General features: G+C 72.7%; 10 protein-coding genes. 7 read left to right on the top strand and 3 right to left on the bottom strand.

What is annotated here, in order from left to right:
* Positions 1 to 98 precede the first annotated feature (98 nt).
* A complete protein-coding gene (locus ACRX5S_RS10695) occupies positions 99 to 3,299 on the top strand; it encodes a BTAD domain-containing putative transcriptional regulator (RefSeq protein ID WP_436772596.1) in 3,201 nt (1,066 codons plus the stop codon).
* 159 nt (positions 3,300 to 3,458) lie between these two features.
* Here ACRX5S_RS10695 and ACRX5S_RS10690 read toward each other — a convergent pair whose 3' ends face one another.
* Both ACRX5S_RS10690 and ACRX5S_RS10685 read right to left on the bottom strand, forming a co-directional pair.
* Positions 3,459 to 5,744 carry a hypothetical protein gene (locus ACRX5S_RS10690; protein ID WP_436772595.1) on the bottom strand — a complete coding sequence of 762 codons (2,286 nt, stop codon included), beginning with the start codon at positions 5,742 to 5,744 and terminating at the stop codon, positions 3,459 to 3,461.
* A 10-nt stretch (positions 5,745 to 5,754) separates the two neighbouring features.
* Positions 5,755 to 6,357, bottom strand: coding sequence for a F0F1 ATP synthase subunit B (locus ACRX5S_RS10685; RefSeq protein WP_436772594.1), 603 nt, complete (start codon positions 6,355 to 6,357; stop codon positions 5,755 to 5,757).
* A 209-nt stretch (positions 6,358 to 6,566) separates the two neighbouring features.
* On the opposite strand from ACRX5S_RS10685, the gene ACRX5S_RS10680 reads away from it, so the two are divergent.
* Entirely contained in the window at positions 6,567 to 8,186 is a 1,620-nt protein-coding gene (locus tag ACRX5S_RS10680; protein WP_436772593.1) for an MFS transporter, read from the top strand.
* 147 nt (positions 8,187 to 8,333) lie between these two features.
* On the opposite strand, the gene ACRX5S_RS10675 is transcribed toward ACRX5S_RS10680, so the two are convergent.
* Positions 8,334 to 10,307 carry a protein kinase domain-containing protein gene (locus ACRX5S_RS10675; RefSeq protein ID WP_436772592.1) on the bottom strand — a complete coding sequence of 658 codons (1,974 nt, stop codon included), beginning with the start codon at positions 10,305 to 10,307 and terminating at the stop codon, positions 8,334 to 8,336.
* Positions 10,308 to 10,772: 465 nt separating this feature from the next.
* On the opposite strand from ACRX5S_RS10675, the gene ACRX5S_RS10670 reads away from it, so the two are divergent.
* From ACRX5S_RS10670 to ACRX5S_RS10650, 5 genes are all read left to right on the top strand, one after another.
* A complete protein-coding gene (locus ACRX5S_RS10670; protein ID WP_436772591.1) occupies positions 10,773 to 13,217 on the top strand; it encodes an FdhF/YdeP family oxidoreductase in 2,445 nt (814 codons plus the stop codon).
* A gap of 133 nt (positions 13,218 to 13,350) precedes the next feature.
* A complete protein-coding gene (locus ACRX5S_RS10665) occupies positions 13,351 to 13,812 on the top strand; it encodes a hypothetical protein (RefSeq protein ID WP_436772590.1) in 462 nt (153 codons plus the stop codon).
* 195 nt (positions 13,813 to 14,007) lie between these two features.
* Complete coding sequence (locus ACRX5S_RS10660; RefSeq protein ID WP_436772589.1) at positions 14,008 to 15,225, top strand: cytochrome P450; 1,218 nt, start codon at positions 14,008 to 14,010, stop codon at positions 15,223 to 15,225.
* A complete protein-coding gene (locus ACRX5S_RS10655) occupies positions 15,216 to 15,851 on the top strand; it encodes a TetR/AcrR family transcriptional regulator (RefSeq protein WP_436772588.1) in 636 nt (211 codons plus the stop codon). Before ACRX5S_RS10660 ends, ACRX5S_RS10655 begins: the two co-directional genes overlap by 10 nt.
* A gap of 293 nt (positions 15,852 to 16,144) precedes the next feature.
* Positions 16,145 to 16,648: a chaplin gene (locus ACRX5S_RS10650; RefSeq protein WP_436772587.1), complete on the top strand. Its 504-nt coding sequence runs from the start codon at positions 16,145 to 16,147 to the stop codon at positions 16,646 to 16,648.
* The last annotated feature ends 87 nt before the right edge of the window (positions 16,649 to 16,735 follow it).

Raw genomic sequence — 16,735 nt, 5'->3', positions numbered from 1 at the left:
CCCCCCCGTCGCCGCCGCACCCCACCGCTCCGCGCGGTACCCGCCCCCGCCGCCCCTCCCCTCCTCCCACGCCTCCATCGATAGGCCAGAATCGCTGCATGTTCTTCGGCATTCTGGGTCCGGTCGAGGCGCGGCACGAGGACGGTACGCCGGTCGCCGTGGGCGGCCCGCGCGTGCGGTCCCTCCTTGCGCTGCTGCTCCTCGACGCCGGGCGCATCGTGCCCGCGCAGACCCTCGTGGACGGCCTGTACGGCGAGGCTCCGCCCGGGGACGCCGCCAACGCGCTGCAATCGCAGGTCTCCCGCCTGCGCCGCGGCCTGCGGGACGACGCCGGAACCGACAAGCTGGTCGAATTCCACGCCGCCGGGTACCGCCTCTCCGTCGACCCCGAGCAGGTCGACGCGCACCGCTTCGAGCGCCTGTTCCGTGACGGACGCCGCGCGCTCGCATCCGGCCGGCACGCCGACGCGCACCGACTGCTCGACCAGGCCCTGGAGCTGTGGCGCGGACCGGCCTTCGCCGACGTCATGGACGCGCCGTTCGCCGCCGCGCAGGCCTCCGCGTGGGGCGAACAGCGTCTGGACGCCCTCGCCGACCGCGCCGAAGCCGCCCTCGCACTGGGCCGACACGCCCAGGTGGTGGGCGAGTTGCAGCGCCTCGTCGCGGAAAACCCGCTGCGCGAGCGCCTGGTGGGCCAGTTGATGCGCGCGCTGTACGGAGCGGGTCGCCAGGCCGAGGCCCTGGCCGCGTACGAGAGCACCCGCACCCTGCTCGCCGACGAACTCGGCGCCGACCCCGCACCCGAACTTGCCGCCGTACACCTGGACATTCTGCGCGCCGCCCCCTCCCTCACCCCCGCCGCCGCGCCGCCCTCCCCCACTGAGGCCGAACACCTGGGTCTCCCCGCCCAGTTGACGAGCTTCGTCGGGCGCGACGACGAACTGGCGCGCGTCGGCTCGCTGCTCGGCTCCGCCCGCCTCGTCACGCTCATCGGACCGGGCGGCGCCGGCAAGACGCGCCTGTCGGTGGAGGCGGGCCGCCGCTACGCCGGGGACGTCTGCTTCGTCGACCTCGCCGCCGTACGCCGCGACGACGAACTCGTGGCCACCGCGCTCACCGCGCTCGGGCTGCGCGAAGGCGGCCTGATGCCCGCCAACTCCACCGAGACCGGAGTAGCGCGCCTGGTCGCGGGGCTGGCCGCCCGCAAGGTGCTGCTGATCCTCGACAACTGCGAGCAGATCGTCGCCGAAGTCGCCCGGCTGGCCCACACGTTGCTGAGCGCCTGCCCGGACGTGCGCATCCTTGCGACCAGTCGAGAAGCGCTCGGCATCACCGGCGAAACCCTGTGCCCGGTACCGAGGTTGGCGGTGCCGTCCGACGGCGCGCCGCTCGACGAGGCGCTGGCGGCCCCCGCCGTACGCCTGTTCGCGGACCGCGCGCACGCGGTACGCCCCGACTTCACCGTCGACGCCGCCACCCTGCCGACCGTCCTCGCCGTGTGCGCCGCACTCGACGGACTGCCGCTGGCCATCGAACTGGCCGCCGCGCGGCTGCGCGCCCTGCCGCTCGACGAGGTCGCCGCCCGGCTGGACGACCGGTTCCGGCTGCTCTCCCGCGGCAACCGCACCGCCGCGCCCCGGCACCAGACACTGCGCGCCGTCGTCGCCTGGAGCTGGGACCTCCTCGACGCGGCGGAACAGGAACTCGCCCGCAAACTCACGGTGTTCCGGGGCGGCGCCACGATCGCGGCGGCGGCCGCGGTGTGCGGCCTCCCGGAGGACGAGGCCGTCGAACTCCTCGCCGACCTGGCCGACAAGTCCCTGATCGACGGTACCGACGGCCGCTACCGCATGTTCGAGACCATCCGCCTCTACGGATCGGAACGCCTCGACGAGGCCGGTGAGCACGACGCCGTACTCCGGGCACACGCCGAATACTTCCTCGAACTCGCCGAGCAGGCCCAGCCGTTCCTGCGAACCGGCGAGCAAATGACCTGGCTGGACCGGCTGAGCGCGGAACACGCCAACCTGCGCGCGGCGTTGCGCTGGGCGATCACCAACGACCCGGCGCTGGGGCTGCGCCTCAACGCGGCCCTCGCGTGGTACTGGTGGCTGCGCGGCCTGCGGCACGAGGCGGGCGGCCTCGCGGGCCGCCTGCTGGAAGCGGTGGGCGACGAGCCGCCGCCGGGGCTGACGGAGGCATACCTGCTGTGCCTGCTCGCGTCGCTGGCGGAGACGTCCGCGCACGACGACGGCACGCGCGCCCGGCGCATCGCCCGCGCGCAACCGCTGCTGTTCAGCCTGCCCGGCACGCCGCGGCAGCCCCAGGTCTTCATCCTGATGGCCGTGGCACTCGGCCCCGAGGCGTCGGACCGCGAGCGGACCGCCGCGCTCATGGGCGACGACCCGTGGTCCCAGGCGATCCTCAGCCTGGGCTACGGCTTCACCGAGTTGTACGGCGGCGCGATCCCGGAGGCGCGTGCCCTCTTCCAGGAGGCCCTGGAGCGCTTCCGGGCGCTGGGCGACATGTGGGGCATGGCCAACGCGCTCGACCAGCTCGCGGTGGTCGCGGACTGGGCGGGCGACATCGCGGGCGGCCTCGCGCTGATGGACGAAGCACTGGCGATGATGCGGGAGTTGGGCATCACCGAGGACATCGACGACCTGCTGGTGCGTCGCGCCGAGATGTGCCGGCGGCTCGGCGACCCGGACACCGCACGGGAGTTGTACACGCACGTGATGGACTCCGCGCTGCGGACCGGGCGGACGGCGACGCGGGCGCTCGGACGCAGCGGCCTGGGCGATCTGGCACGGCACGCCGGGGATCTCGCCGAGGCGAAGAGGCTCCAGGAGCAGGCACTTTCGGAGTGCCCGTCGGATCTCTTCGACAGCGCGTCCTCGCTCGCGGTCATCCTGGTGTCGCTGGCCTGGACGTCGGCCGCGTCCGGTGACACCCACAAGGCGCGCGGACTGGCCTACGCGGCCGTGGACTTGACCTATCCGCACGGCAACCTGATGCTCGCCGCCGAGGCCGTCGAGGCGCTGGCGGGCGCGGCGGAGCAGGACGGCGACGCTGCCGGGGCGGCCTGGCTGCTCGGGCTCGGCGCCGCCGCCCGGGGCTCGACCGTGCCGGGGCACCTGGACGTGGCCCGGGTGACGGAACGGGCGCGGACGCAGCTGGGCGAGGCGGCGTTCGAGGAGGCGTACGCCCGGGGCCGCGCGGTGCCCCGGGGCGAGACCGGGGAGGCGTTGGAGTCCGTACGGGCGCGGTCGTCCCAATGCCGTGGCCGGAAGGATTAGCCGGTTCCGGACACCGGGCATTACCCGGCCTCACCCTCCGGACCGGCCTCACCCTCCGAACCCGCGTCACCCGCCTGACCGGCCTCAGCCGCTTGGCCGGCCTCGCCCCACCGGACCGGCGTCACCCGAGTGAGCGATCCGCCCGGCAACCGCCCCCGCCTACGCCGTCGCGGTGACCGCACCTGCCGTGTCGACGAGTTCGGCCAGCGACCCGGCGAAGTCGGGGAGCAGGCGGGCCGCGACGGCCCAGGACTCCAGGGAGTCGCCGAGCGGCGCGGCGAGCAACGGCCGGATCTCGGCGGCGGATGCGAGGTTCAGCGCGACCCGCGCCGGACGCATCGTGGCCACCAGCTCCGCGGCGTCGAGGTGGGCGCGCACGGCCCTGGGAAGGCTCCGCAGGTCGTCGGGCGCCGTGCCGCGGATCAGCGCCCGGAACAGGTCCCCCGGGCAGTCGTCGTGTTGGGCCAGGGCCCCCAGCGCGGCGGCGTCCAGCGGTTTGGCCGCGTGCCTGCGCACGACGGCGTCCCACGGTATCGGACCGATCTCCTCCACGACCCGTTCCATGCGGTCGCCCACGACCGCGCCGCCCCTCCCGACCAGGAACGCGGCAACCGCGTCCGGGGTCGACGCATTCGCCAACTCGCCTTGCAGATAGGCGAGTCCGTCGTCCCGGGCGAGCGCGGTTCGAGCGGTGCCGAGCGTCTGCGGCGGCAGCGGGTGCTTGGAGCTGCGCCTGCGCGGGAACTCGGTCTCGTCCAACAGGTCTTGTACGGCCTCGGGCCCCTGCCGCTCCCACAGGTTGACCAGCAGCCGCAGCCGGGCCACTTCGGTGAACACCTTGGCCCGGCCGAGCAGGATCCGTACCAGCTTCGCGTCGCCCGAATAGACGCAGTCGAGCAACCGCGCGCGCACTTCGCTGAGTTCGTAGCCGGACAGAACCGCGTCGACCAGCCGGTCCGCCACCGGGATCTCGCCCGTCCGCGTGGCGGAGCGGGGACGTCCGGCGAGGATGCGCCGGCGCTCGTCCGCGGGGAGGTGGCCGTACTGGAACAGCATCGCGTTGACCTCGGGGTCGTCGAGGTCCAGCAGGAAGTCCCGGGCCACCTCGTCCGGATACGCGGCCGCCCACCAGGCGGCGGCGTCCGGGTACGCCGCGAGGAGGGCGTCCCGCGCCTTCGCGCCCAGCCGGGCGTGTCGCAACAGGTCCTGTACCGCCCGTGCGTCGAGGTGCGGGACGAGGGCAACCACCGCGTCATCGGAGGCCGCTGACAGCAGCACGGACAAACCGGCACGGGCGCCCTCGGGCGAACGCGCGGGGATCTCCGCGTCGGTGTGCCGCGGCCATGACGGCTCGGGTTCGGTACGCGCTCGTTCGACCGCCTCGGCGACCAGGACGGCACACGGACCGCGGAACCGCGGCATCCGTGCGTACAAGTGGATCCACGCCGCCGGATGCGCGCCCAGAGGCGCCACCAACTCCACCAGTGCGTCGGCGACTTGCTGTTCCGGGGCATCCGCGTGGCCGATCGCGGCAAGGACCTCAGCGGCCGTCCCTGTCTCGTGCAGGAGGCGTTTGACGGGGAAGTGCCCCTGCCGGAGCCCCCGGCGGATCGTCTGGGGCCGCAGCTCGGCGCCGTAGGTCTCCTGCGAATGCCGGATGTCCAGCGCGTCGAAGGGCAACGCCGCCGCCTCGGGCACCGAAAGGGGCTCGACACGGTATGCCTCGATCAGCAACTCCCCCGGGCACTCCGGATGTTGGGCCAGCAGCTCAAGCGCCTGCACCGGCAGCGGGTCGACGCGATGGGATGCGATGATGGCGGACCAGTCGACCGCGGAGACCCCGTCCCCGGTGCCGTCCCCGGTGCCGATCCCGATACCGCCGGTGCGCATCGCCGTGAGGAGTTCGGCCGCGGCATCGAACGCCCGGCCCAGGCGCTCCCCCGCCGCGGCAACGAGACCGGCGAACGGCGCGGTCCGGCACGGAAGGAAGTCCAGTGGGTTCCACGGGGTTTCGGCGAGCAGCACCGACACAAGCCCGTCCGGCCTGTGCCACGCCGGGTCCTCCGGGTCCCGCACAGCGGCGAAGACCGCCGTGAGGACGCAATCGCGAACGAAGGGCCCGAGGCGGCTGCCGAAGGGCCGGTGGTGCTGCATTGCGTTGCGGTAGAGCGTCACCGCGACGACCGGGTCGTCCAACAGCGCCAGCTCCCGGACGACTTGCCGCCCCACCGCGTCACGGCGTACCGCGATTGCGGAGTCCGCGAGAACCAGGGCCAGTTCCCCGTCGCCGCGCGCCTGGGCGCAGAGCCAGTTCACCACGCTTACCGTGTGCGGGAGTTCGTTCCTCTGCAAGGCATCACGGACCTCGGCGGGCATCCGGTCGTACAGCAGCGGGAACAGGGACGGGTCGGCGAACTCGTAGGCGAAGCCGGGTGCGGAGGACATGCCGATAACCCTAATGATCGTCGGCGACAGCCATGGCGTCGAGTTCGTCGAGGAACCGGTCGACGATGCGGCGCTGCAACGCCTCGTCCCCGAGCGATTCGGTGACGAGGCGGTCCGCCAGCTCGAGGGCCACCTTGCCGACGTCCTGCCGCAGTGCCGTGGACGCCTGCTTCCGGTCGACCTCAATCTGCGTGTGGCCGGACGCGACGAGCTCGTCCTTGATGCGGGCCCCTTCGGCCCGCATCTCGGCGAGCGCCGCAGCCCCCTGGGCACGCGCTTCCTCGGCGAGGCGGCCCGCTTCGCGACGCGCGTCGGTCAACCGGGCGCGGTACTGCTCAAGTTCGGCCTGGGCTTCCGCCTGGGCCTCCTCCGCACGCGCCAGGCCGCCCTCGATGGCGTCCGTCCGCTCCTCCAACATTGTCCGGATCCTCGGCAGCAGAACCCTGCCGAGGAAGAAGAAGACGATGAGGAAGGCCACGCCGCCGATGACGATCTCGTCGAGCGGCGGGAGGAAGGGGTCCATCGGCTCGTGCTTCGGCGCGCAGGGCTTGGCCGGGTCGGGTGTCGGCGGGCACGTAGCCGGACCGTCGGCGTCGGCGGGGAGCGACGTCATGGCGGATACCTCCGCCGCGAAGGTTTCGATCACACCCATTTCGATCACACCCATTTCGATCACCGATTTCGATCACACCTATAGAGACGGTCGAGACCCGCGAAACGCTGTGCCGCAGCGACCGGGGAACCGCCGCACCGCACCCGCCCGGCCCCGGCTGTCAGCGGACCGTCAGCACCTGGTCAGCGCCCGGCGGCACCGTCGGGGCCATGGACATCACGCACACCTCCGCCTCCCCCGCCGGTCAGCCGCCGCAATACTCGGCCGCCCGCAAATGGGCCACCGTGGCAGTCGGCTGCCTCGCGGTCGTCGTCCTGTCGGTGGACCTCACCGCGCTGCACCTGGCCATCCCGGGATTGGTGTCGGACGTCGACCCGTCGGCCAACCAGATCCTGTGGATCGCCGACGCGTACGGCTTCGCGCTCGCGGGCCTGCTGGTGACCATGGGCGTGCTCGGCGACCGCGTGGGCCGCAAGAAGCTGTTCCTGGTCGGCACGGTGGCCTTCGGCGCCGCGTCGCTGCTGACCGCGTACGCCTGGAACGCCGAGACGCTGATCGCGGCCCGCACCCTGCTCGGCGTGGCGGGCGCCACGATCATGCCGTCGACGCTGTCGATCGTGCGGAACGTCTTCACCGACCCGAAGGAACGCACCGCCGCGGTCGGCATCAGCATGGGCGTGGGCGCGCTCGGGGTCGGCCTCGGCCCGGTGTTCGGCGGGCTGCTGCTGGACCACTTCTGGTGGGGCTCGGTGTTCCTGGTCAACGTCCCGCTGATGGCGCTGGCGTTCGTGGCCGGGGCCGTCATCCTGCCCGAGTCGCGCGACCCGCGGCCGCGGCGCCTGGACGTCGTGAGCGTCCCGCTGTCGATCGCCGCCGTGATCGGGACGGTGTACGCGGTGAAGGAGGCGGCGTCCGGCGGCCCGATGCAGGGGCGGGTCGCGGTCGCGCTCGTGGTCGGCGTGGTCGCGGCGGCCGTGTTCGTACGCCGCCAGCAGCGCATCGAGAACCCGCTGATCGACGTCGCGCTGTTCCGCCGCAAGGCGTTCACCGGGTCGATCCTGGCCAACCTGATGGCGATGTTCGCCCTCGTGGCGCAGTCGCTGCTGTTCGCCCAGTACTTCCAGCTCGTGCTGGGATGGTCGCCGCTCAAGGCCGGTCTCGCCGGGCTGCCCGGCGGCGTCTTCGCGATGCTCGGCGGGGTCGCCGCGGCGCCGCTGATCACCGTGCTGGGCCGGGCACGGCTGGTCGCGCTCGGGATGACGCTCGCGGCGGGCGGTTTCTCCCTCTACACACTGTCGGGGGCGTCCTCGAACTACCCGCTGTTGGTGCTCGGGATGGTGCCGTGCGCGCTCGGCATGGGGATGGCCATGACGGTCACCGGCGACACCATCCTGGCGTCGGTCCCGAAGGACCGGGCGGGGGCGGCGTCGGCGATCTCCGAGACCGCGACGGAACTGGGCGCGGCCCTGGGCATGGCGCTGCTGGGCAGCATCCTGAACGCGGTCTACCGCAGGTCGGTCGACGTCCCCGCCGACGTGCCGGAGCCGGCGCGCGGCGCGGTCGAGGACTCGATCGGCGCGGCGCAGCACAGCGCGGCGGCCATGCCGGCCGACCTCGCGTCGCGGGTCGTGGACGCCTCGCGCGACGCGTTCGTCACGGGCATGCACGTGGCACTGCTGACCAGTGCCGCGCTGGCCCTCGCGGCGGGGATCGCGGCGCTGTTCCTGCTTCGGGACGTCCCGAAGGTGCTGCACGACGACCCGGAGCCGGTGCCCGACGAGGCGGGGCGGGACGCGGCTCCGGTCGTGGCAGCGGAGAAGGCGACCTGAGCACGGGCCATGGCCGTGTCCTTGGGGTCTCGATGCCGCTCACGCCCTGGCACGCCCCTCGCGGCGTTACGGGACCTCGCGAGTACGACCTGGTGCGGTGGCCGCAAACCTTCACCGGTTCTCCGGCAAACGTTAGTGGCCACCGCACTAGCCGCGCGGTGTCCAGTATTCGAGCCGGGCCCGCACGCTCGTCGCGTAGGCGCTGCCCGCTCCCTGGGAGGACTGTGTCTCGCCGACGAGCAGGGTGTAGAGGTGGGCCGCACGGGCGGCGTCGCCCTGGACGCCGATCCAGTGCGCGAAGGCGTTCTTGACGTCGAGCGTCACCAGGGAGTCCTCGCCCAGCGCGGTGCGGCAGTCGCCGACCAGGCGTTCGAAGTGGCGTACTCCGCGGTCGACATCGCCCGCCTTGGCGATCCACATCGCCCACTCGGCACGCACCGACAGCGTGTCCGCGGCCAGCTCCCCCATCGTGCGGAGGTAGTCGCCCGCGAGATGGCCCGTCGCCTCCGCGGCCCCCGGGACGTCGCCGGAGTGGCCGAGCCAGTACGCGTGCTCGCCGCGCAGCAGCAGGGTGAACGGGTGGTCCGCGCCGAGCGCCCGGAACGCGCCCTGGGCGGCGGAAAACGCCTGGTCCCGCGCGGCGGCCGCCCAGCCGAGGCGTCCCGCCGCGTGGATGCTCCCGAGGAGCGAGCAGACGGCGTACGCATGCCACGGCCCGAACACCTGTCCGGCAACCTGCGTCGCCTGCCGGAACGCATCCGCCGCGTCGCTGACGTGCCCGTCGTGGAGCAGGCGGCACGCGCGGTCGTAGTGCGCGATGGTGGCGTGCTCGGACGAGGACTGCGGCGGGACGTACGCCCGGGCCGCCGCGTACCGCTTCGACCGGGCCTCCGGCGGCTCGGGCGGTACCGCGGCCTGCGGACGCGCGGCGTGCGGATGGGCCACGGGAGGCGGCCCCGCCTGCGGGCGGGCGCCGGGCGGCACCGGCATCTGGCCGGTCACCGCCGGGGGCGCGGGGGCCGCCGGGTGATGGCCGGTGGGACCCGCGACGACGGGGTGGTGGCCCGTCGGCACCGGCGGCACGACGGGGTGTTGGCCGGTGGGACCGGGCGGCACGACTCCGGGCGGGGCCACGACCTGCGGGGCGGCCCCTGGCATCGCCCCGGGACCGGCCGCCCCGGGGCCGGCCATCCCAGGGCCGGCCATCCCGGGCGGCACGCGCGGCGGCGGCGGAACGGTCTGGGTGCGCTGCTCCGGCATCGCGGGCATCGGTGCGTCCCGGAACGCGCGCACCAGCTCCCATTCCTGGTCGCCGAGCCAACCGCGCGCGTTGTCGTGGGCGACAAGGTCGACCTCGGCGGCGAGCAGGCGGATGACCTCGGCGGGCTCGGGGCGGTGCCGGGCGTCCCGGCGCAGGCAGCGCTCCACGATGCCGCGCAGCGGCTCGTCCAGCTCGGTGGGCGCGTGCACCGGCAGCTCGTGCTGGCCGGTGGCCAGGCAGATGAGGGTGAGGCCGAGCGCGTAGACGTCGCTGGCGGTGGTGACGGGCACGTTGCCGTACGCCTGCTCCGGCGACATGTAGCCCGGCGTGCCGATGGCGGCCGTGCCGCCGGTGGAGACGTACGTGCCCTCCGCGTGGACCACGCCGAAGTCGATGACCCGCGGGCCGTGTTCGTCCAGCAGGATGTTGGACGGCTTGAGGTCGCGGTGCACGACGCCGACCGCGTGGATGGACTGGAGCGCCTCCGCGATGCCCGCGCCGAGCCACATGACGGTGTCCGCCGGCTGCGGCCCGCACGTCTTGATCAGGCGCTTGAGGGACGGGGCGGGGACGTACGCGGTCGCGATCCACGGCACGCGCGCACCGGGGTCGCTGTCGACCACGGACGCGGTGAACACGCCGCTGACGCGGGCCGCGGCCTGCGCCTCGTGGGCGAAGCGCCGCCGGAACTCGCCGACGGTCGTGAACTCGGGACGTATGGTCTTGACCGCCACCCACCGGCCCGCGGCCGAGCGCGCGAGGTAGACGCGTCCCATGCCGCCCGCGCCGAGCCGGGCCAGCACCTGGTACGGCCCCACCTCGGCGGGATCGCCGGCCTCCAACGGCTCCCACGCCAACATCGCCCTCACCCCCCTCCGCAGCCGCTCGCTCCCGCATCCGCGCCGTCGCCGGGGCGGTTTCCGCACCGCCCCCCGCGTCGCAGATCAGCGAAGCTTTTCACATTCGCGGGGGCGTGTTCTCGCGGGCGGGCGACGGACGCGAACCGGCGGCGCGCCGCGGCCGAAACCGGGCCCGGATCGGCGCCGCCGTGGACACGGCCCTACTCGCGACAGACGCGGCACGCGCCCTACCGGCGGAACGTCGAGGGCAAGCCTCGCCGTGGTCAGAACCCACCCCGGTAACGTACCGCTGCCCCACCGCGTTTGGCATGCGGCGCACGCCTGGTGGACAGGGCCGGACTGGGCCGAACGTGTCGAAGTCTCGGGGTGCCGCGCGGCAGAACGCCGTGCCGGGGGCCGTCGGTGCTTGATTGGACGGCGGCGGCGGGTACCCGCCCGGCCGCCGGCGCACGAAAGGCCGAGGCGATGCCCGACACTCCCCCTGCCCCTTCCGGCGCGGCCGGTCCCGGCGACGCGGCGCCGTCCCGCGCGAAGTCCCCTGTCGCCCCCGACACCCCCGACGCGCGCGCGAACGGAGCCGCGGCCGCGGTCACGGGCTATGGGCCCGCGGGCGGCGGGGAGCCGTCGCGGGAGCCGTACCGGCATCCGAGTGCCGGGTGGGGCGCGGCCAAGTCGGTGGCCAAGGTGGTCGCGCGTGCCGAGGAGCCGGTGAACGCGGTGCGGCTGATGGACACCATGAATCACGCCGGGCGCGGCTTCGACTGCCCGGGGTGCGCGTGGCCGGACGCGTATGACGGGCTGCACCTGGACCTGTGCGAGAACGGCATCAAGCACGCCACGTGGGAGATGACGCACAAACGCGTCGGCCCCGAGTTCTTCGCCGCGCACACCGTCACCGAGCTGCTGTCGTGGCCGGACTTCGCGCTGGAGGACCAGGGCAGGCTGACCCAGCCGATGGTGTACGACCCCGACTCGGACCGCTACGTCCCCATCGCCTGGCCCGACGCGTTCGCCCTCGTCGGCGACACGCTGCGCGCGCTGGACTCCCCCGATCGCGCGATGTTCTACACCTCGGGGCGCCTGAGCAACGAGGCGAGTTTCCTCTACCAGTTGTTCGTACGGGAGTTCGGCACCAACAACCTGCCCGACTGCTCCAACATGTGCCACGAGGCCAGCGGTCGCGCGCTGACCGCCGCGATCGGCACCGGCAAGGGCACCGTCGACCTCCAGGACCTCGAACTCGCCGACGCCATCTTCGTGATGGGGGTGAACGCCGCCTCCAACGTGCCGCGCATGCTGACCGCGCTCGCCGACGCGTACCGGCGCGGCGCCCAGGTCGTGCACATCAATCCGCTGCTGGAGGCGGCCTCGGGGCGCACGATCGTGCCGCACGAGTTCCGCGCGATGGCCGCGTTCAAGGCGACGCCGACCGGAACTCTCGACCTCCAGCCGCGCATCGGCGGCGACCAGGCGCTGCTGCGCGGCGTCGCGAAGGCGGTGTTGGCCGCGGCCGACGAGGAACCGGCCGTGCTGGACCGGGAGTTCCTGGATCGCTTCACCACGGGGTTCGAGGCGTACCGGGATCTGTGCCGGGCAACGCCGTGGGAGGACATCGAGTCGGCCTCCGGGGTGCCGCGGCGGAGCATCGAGGAGGCCGCGGCGGTCTACACGGCCGCGTCGCGCACCGTGGTGAGTTGGTGTCTCGGCATCACTCAGCAGGAACACGGCGTCGACACGATCCGCGAGATCGTCAACTTGCTGCTCCTGCGCGGCAATCTGGGCCGCGAGGGCGCGGGGCCGTGCCCGATCCGCGGGCACAGCAACGTACAGGGCAACCGGACGTGCGGCATCAACCACCGTCCGGACGCCGCCTTTCTCGACCGCCTCGCCGAGGTGTGCGGCATCGAGCCGCCGCGCGAGCCCGGGTACGACACGGTGCGCGGAATCGAGGCGATGCTGCGCGGGGACGTCCGCGTATTCGTCGGCATGGGCGGCAACTTCGCGCGCGCCGCGCCCGACACCGAGCGCACGGCCGAGGCACTGCGGGGCTGCGAACTGACCGTCCACGTTTCGACCAAGCTCAACCGCAGCCACCTGGTGCACGGCGACAAGGCGCTCATCCTGCCGTGCCTGGGACGTACCGAGAAGGACGTGCAGGCGACCGGCACGCAGTCGGTCTCCGTGGAGGACTCGATGAGCATGGTGCACCTGTCTCGCGGGATGAAGCGTCCCGCATCGACACACCTGTTCTCCGAGCCCGCCATCATCGGCGGCATCGCGCGGGCCGCACTCCCGGACAGCGCGACGCCGTGGCAGGACTACGTCGACGACTACGACCGCATCCGCGACGTCATGCAGCGGGCGCTGGACGGCTTCGAGGACTTCAACCGCCGCGTGCGCGGCCCGCACGGGTTCCGGCTGCGCCAGCCCGCGCGCGAGCGGATCTTCCTGACGCCGTCGGAACGCGCGGAGTTCTCGCTCGCGCCGCTGACCGACCCGAACCCGGGCGAGGGGCTGCTGACGCTGGCGACCGTGCGCTCGCACGACCAGTGGAACACCACGATCTATTCCGCCGACGACCGCTACCGGGGCGTGCGCAACCTGCGGACGCTGGTGTTCCTGAACCCGGCGGACATGCGCGAGCGGGGGCTGTCGGCGATGGACCGCGTGGACATCACCAGCCTCGCCAAGGACGGCGGCCGCCGCATCGTGCACGGCTATCTGGCGATCCCGTACGAACTCCCGCGCGGCTGCGCGGTCGGGTACATGCCGGAGCTCAACGTCCTGTGCCCGCTGGGCGACTTCAGCCCGCAGAGCGACCAGCCGCTGATGAAGCACCTGACCGTGGAGATCGTGCCTTCGACCGCGGCCGCCACGGACGTCCCCGCGGCCGACCCCACATCATCCTGAATTCCCTTGCAGCGCAAAGGTGATCGCCACGAACCGCCCCCGAGGCAACCACCCGATTGCCCACCGAACTTGCGGGTAACTTCGGCGTGCACGGGCACCAATGGTGCAGAGACGACGACACTTGGAGGCGAGGATGCCCCAGGCAAGCGCGAAGTCCGAGCCCTTGGCCGTCCGTGCGGTGGACAAACTCACCGTCGGCCTGGGTGCGTTGCTGTTCACGCAGTGCCTGGCCTGGCTGACGTACGCCATGCTCGTCACCCCCGAACGCTTCGCCCTGGCCCCCGACTTGGCCCAACCACTCACCGGCCCGTACCCGGTCCCCGGAAACCCCGGCGACATCTCGGCAGCCGTCGCCCTGGCCATGGTCGTCCTGAACTGGTGGGGCGGCTTCGGCGCCGTCAAACGCTCCGTCGGCCGCAAGTCCCTCGGCTTCACCACCTGCGCCACCGCCAACACCGCCCTACTCGCCTGGTCCTTGGCCCTCACTTTCACCGGCCACGCAATGTGGCCCCTGGCCTTCGCCACCCTCCCCGTAGTAACCCTCTCCGCAATCATGAGGGCCGCAGTCCGCCCCGCCCCACCCCGCGTCATCTGAGACCCCGGCGAGCTTGTCCCGGACGGACCAACCCGCTCGTCGGCGACGACGGTACGGCGGCGTTGTACGTCGGGTGGCGCGGCGGGCTTGGTCGGCGGGGGTATGGCTCCTTGTCGGGTTGTCGGCTACGTTGCGCGGCACGAACGTTCGTTAGTGGCTGATACAGCTGATGGCGATCCCCTGGGGGTTCCTTCGATGTCCGTGCACCCGACGTCCGGTCCGGCCGTGTCCTCCGAGCCGCAACCCGTCGACCCGCTGTCACCCACGGTGAACCCCGCGGAACTGGACGCCCTTCGCTCGGGCTGCCCGGTCAGCCGTACCGAGCGCGGGTGGTGGTATCTGGCCCGTCACGACGACGTTCTCGCCGCCACGGAGGACATCCCCGGCTACCGCGCGAGTTTCCGGGATCCCGGGGTCGTGGTCCCGGACGAGGAACAGTTCATCAACGAGATACCCGAGCCCCGGCACGGCGAGATCCGGCGGCTGATCAACTCGGCCATCGCCACGCACCGGCTCACCCGCGTCGAGCCCTTCTGCCGCGAGCTGTGCGGGGAACTGCTCGACGCCATGCGGGAGTCGGGGACGGCGAACGACCTCACGCCGTCGTACATCGAGCCGATCCCCAACAACGTGATCGCCAGGCTCCTCGGCGCCGAGCCGACCGACTATCCGCGCTGGCTCGCCTGGTCCGAGGAGCTGGTGCGCGGCACCTACCCGACGCAGTACCGGAACGAGCGGGGGGCCGGACTCGCGGGCGCACACCCGGAGTTCACCGCGTACGTGGACGCCCTCATAGCCGACCGCCGCGCGGAGCCACGCGACGACTTCGTCACGCGTCTGCTCGACACCGTGATCGAAGGACGCCGGCTCACGGACGTCGAGGCGCGGACACAGTTGGTGTTCCTGTTCATCTCCGGCAACGAGACGACCCGGCACCTGATCGGCAACCTGCTGTACCGACTGGCCGCCGATCCGGGGCTGTTCGCGACGCTGAGCGCGGATCGGTCGCTCATTCCGGCGGCCGTCGAGGAGAGCCTGCGGCTCGACCCGCCGGTACGGTTTCTGCTGCGTGACTGCACGGAGGCACGTGCCCCTCGCGGCGTTCCCATCGTGACCGGCGACAAGGTCGTGTTCGGCATCGAACCGGCCAACCGCGACCCCGAACGGTTCGAAGCACCCACTGAGTTCCGGCTCGATCGCGGCCCCGACTCGCGTCGGCACCTGTCGTTCGGCGGCGGCCCGCACGTTTGCCCGGGTGCCCTGCTGGCACGCCTCGAAGCCCGGGTCGCGGTCGAGGAACTGCTGACGCGGGCAACAGGGATGCGGCTCAGGGACGGGCACGCGTTCGAGAACGTCCCGACCTTCTGGGCACGTGGTCCGCAGTCGGTGCCCGTGGACATCTCATGGCGGTGAGCGTCCCGACCGCGGACACCGTCGTGCCCGCGCGGGGCCGCGACCGGCGCGAACACGTCGTCACGACCGCTGCCACCTTGTTTGCCGAGCGGGGCTTCCACGGGACGTCGATGCGCGACCTCGCCCAGGCGTGCGGCCTCCGCGCGTCATCGCTCTACAACCATGTGCGCGACAAGAACGACCTGCTGGTGCGGATCGTCAGCCCCTACCTGGCCGCCGTCGGCAGCGAGCTGACGGCAGCCGCGGACAAGGGAGGCGACGGTGCGACCCGCGTCTCGGCAATGCTCCACGCGGCGCTGCGCGTCGCACGTGAGCACCGCAACGGCTTCCTCAGCCTCTCCAACAGCTGGACCCACATCCGCGACACCCCCGAACTCGCCGGTCTGCTGCGGAGCGGTGAAGACGACCGCCGCATGTGGACGGACGCCCTGCGCACCGGCATCGCGGACGGCTCCCTGCAACCCGACCTCCACGTCGACGGCACGCTGCGCGTCGTCTTCAGCGCCATCCACGGTTCCCTCGACAGCCGCTACGACGCCGTGGCCCCGCCACCCGACGCCGAGCAGGCCGCGAAGACAGTGGTCGGCCTGCTCCTGAACGGGATGCGCAACTCGGAACGCAGGTGAGGTTGCGAGGTCGTCGTCCATGCGATGGTTCCGGCGAACCGGCGCGGTCCGAGGGAGCGCGGCGAAGACGAGCGGCGCCGAGCGACGGCCGCGGACCGACGGCCGTCCGGTCACATGATCGGCCGGCCATCACGACACAATCCTGCGGCGAAATGCCCTTTGGGTTGACAAAGTTCTTGTTTGAGTAACTTGATCCCTCCAGCGCCGTTAGCACCTTGGCGGGAACAAGGTCCCGCCTCAAGTTCTGAAGGGGCCGGGGATTCTCTGTGCAGCGCAATGCCAGGAAGAGACTGTTGGCTGCCACGGCCGTGTCGGGCGCGTTCGTCGCCATGGCAGGCGGCGTGGCCCATGCCGACGGCGGTGACGGCGGAGGTGCCGACGGGACGGCCGCGGGTTCACCCGGAGTGGGCAGCGGAAACGCAGTGGCGGTCCCCGTCGACATTCCGGTGAACGTGTGCGGCAACGGCCTTCAGGTAGTGGGTCTGCTGAACCCGACTGTCGGAGGCGCCGCGTGCGTCAACGCCACCACTCCGACGCCCGCGCCGCCGACGCCGCGGCCGCGCGTGATTCCACCTGAGCCTCCGCGGGTCACCGTCCCGCCGACCCCGGTGGTGGCCGGCACTCCGGTCCCGGTCCGGGCGCCCGCACCGGCGCCGCGGCCGAGTACGCCCCCCGCGCCCCAGGGCGAGCGCCTTGCGGAGACCGGCGCCGAGACCACCGGGTTGGCCGTGGCCGGCATCGCGTTCCTGCTCGGCGGCACGATCCTGTACCGACGGGCCGGGGCTGTGCGGGCCTGACGGCCGCCGGCGAACCGCGGCCGTCCGCCCTCTCGGGGAGGACGGCCGCCGTCGGTTGCGGCGGAGCGGGTTCCCTGGATCGGCGGG

The organism is Yinghuangia sp. YIM S09857 (genome assembly GCF_051388915.1).
In the GTDB taxonomy this organism is placed as follows: Bacteria; Actinomycetota; Actinomycetes; order Streptomycetales; family Streptomycetaceae; genus Yinghuangia.
This window is presented reverse-complemented; position numbering and strand designations above follow the sequence as displayed.

Excerpts from the sequence above, each read along its gene's own strand:
- ACRX5S_RS10695 (WP_436772596.1), top strand. The coding sequence starts at position 99 with ATGTTCTTCGGCATTCTGGGTCCGGTCGAGGCGCGGCACGAGGACGGT.
- ACRX5S_RS10690 (WP_436772595.1), bottom strand. The coding sequence starts at position 5,744 with ATGTCCTCCGCACCCGGCTTCGCCTACGAGTTCGCCGACCCGTCCCTG.
- ACRX5S_RS10685 (WP_436772594.1), bottom strand. The coding sequence starts at position 6,357 with ATGACGTCGCTCCCCGCCGACGCCGACGGTCCGGCTACGTGCCCGCCG.
- ACRX5S_RS10680 (WP_436772593.1), top strand. The coding sequence starts at position 6,567 with ATGGACATCACGCACACCTCCGCCTCCCCCGCCGGTCAGCCGCCGCAA.
- ACRX5S_RS10675 (WP_436772592.1), bottom strand. The coding sequence starts at position 10,307 with ATGTTGGCGTGGGAGCCGTTGGAGGCCGGCGATCCCGCCGAGGTGGGG.
- ACRX5S_RS10670 (WP_436772591.1), top strand. The coding sequence starts at position 10,773 with ATGCCCGACACTCCCCCTGCCCCTTCCGGCGCGGCCGGTCCCGGCGAC.
- ACRX5S_RS10665 (WP_436772590.1), top strand. The coding sequence starts at position 13,351 with ATGCCCCAGGCAAGCGCGAAGTCCGAGCCCTTGGCCGTCCGTGCGGTG.
- ACRX5S_RS10660 (WP_436772589.1), top strand. The coding sequence starts at position 14,008 with ATGTCCGTGCACCCGACGTCCGGTCCGGCCGTGTCCTCCGAGCCGCAA.
- ACRX5S_RS10655 (WP_436772588.1), top strand. The coding sequence starts at position 15,216 with ATGGCGGTGAGCGTCCCGACCGCGGACACCGTCGTGCCCGCGCGGGGC.